Origin of the sequence: Aeromonas sp. ASNIH8 (genome assembly GCF_002919855.1) — a bacterium.
Classification (GTDB): domain Bacteria; phylum Pseudomonadota; class Gammaproteobacteria; order Enterobacterales; family Aeromonadaceae; genus Aeromonas; species Aeromonas caviae.
The window spans coordinates 1-1,361 of record NZ_PQLN01000219.1 but is presented as its reverse complement, the minus strand read 5'-3'; the positions used below and the strand labels follow the sequence as shown (position 1 = coordinate 1,361).

The window sequence follows — 1,361 nt, the reverse complement described above, 5'->3', positions numbered from 1 at the left end:
ATCGTAAAACAGAGCAATTGTGGTGCTCGAAGTCAGAGAAACAAGCTAAAAAGAGCCGGCTGGAATGACGACTATCGGGCTCAGTTATTCTTTGGTTAAAATATCAACAAAGTGTGCTCCCGCCCTGGTTGGGTGTTCGACTTAAATTAGGGAGGTTGACTTTATATTCCGCATCAATAACTAGTACCTCAATCCCTAAGCTTTTCTGTGCCTCTTTTACGTCAATCTTATTTTTTATCTGCGCCTCACGAATGGACATAGTATCTTGCATCATGCCATTGTTAGCGATTTTACTACCTTCGCTATAATGTTTTTTGCGTGTTTTAGGGGTATTGTTGAGCATGAGATCGTTAGCCAAGTCACCTTGGTGGTAAGCTGTTAACTGTGCTCCTGTTTCGCGAAAACGGCTTATGACTGGCCGTAAGCGGCGGTTAGTTTGATCGGTAAAGGTAAAGTGCTTTTCGACCCATATACTCAGGAAGGCCTCTAGCACCTTTGATGTTAAAGGTTGTGTTTTTTTTGAGATAACCGTTTGCAGCAAAGTGGCGTTTTCACCATCATGGATGTATTTGGATGCAGCCAGCAATTTATCAAAAAAATCCAAGGCATACTTGGGGATTTCTAATTCATGTCCACCCATCTCAAGTTGGATGGTTTTAAACGCACGACGCTTAAACGCTGGCATGGTGTACCACACTTCATCAGCCTTTGTTGAGGCGTTGTTCGGCTGTTTTAGTTTGAACAAATCACTGGTGTTGGCGTAAGTGTAGTAAGACAGTAAGTAGGTCGCTGCGCACATCATTTTTGTTATTCCTATGGCTAGCGGGTACTGCTGCCCTTGCCACTGAAACGTCATCGTTTTTGTTTTGAAGCTACTGTTAATATGTTTTTCTGGGTTTTGGATGAACTGTTGATAGGTTTGCTTAAACAGCGACCTTAGAAATGGCAGCAGTTGATTTAGATCGCTGCGACTGTAAGCCTCAAATGGCTCACAGTCGCTCCCATCTCTGATCACTATTCTATCGAAATAACTTGTCGGTAGTTCTAGATACTTAGTAAATAACGTGACCATGACTGAGCGGGTTTTTTTATAGCTATTTCCTTTGTATTGTCCTAGCATCACTTTAGTATCCATATAAGACATATAGCCTTCTAAAGATCGCTGTGTAAATGCGGGTGTATTATGCTCGTCACACCATTTTAGATACTGAGCAGTGTGTACAAATATAGTTTTACCTGATTACCCATGATTAGCAGTCACCACGAGCTATACTGATCTTACGTACAGTTACTGAGGTGCGAGATCATGGCCAAAAGCAAAGTCCAATTCCAGAAAGGCTACAGCCTGTTTGATTTTTTCA

The 1,361-nt window shown here is 41.9% G+C and carries 1 protein-coding gene; it reads right to left on the bottom strand.

Annotated elements, in window-relative coordinates; translation table 11 throughout:
- Positions 1 to 103: 103 nt before the first annotated feature.
- Positions 104 to 1,144: a hypothetical protein gene (locus tag C3418_RS23525; RefSeq protein ID WP_146054161.1), complete on the bottom strand. Its 1,041-nt coding sequence runs from the start codon at positions 1,142 to 1,144 to the stop codon at positions 104 to 106.
- Between the last annotated feature and the right edge of the window lie 217 nt (positions 1,145 to 1,361).

What these genes read in the sequence shown, in the direction of transcription:
- C3418_RS23525 (WP_146054161.1), bottom strand. Translation starts at nt 1,144, where the DNA reads ATGTCTTATATGGATACTAAAGTGATGCTAGGACAATACAAAGGAAAT.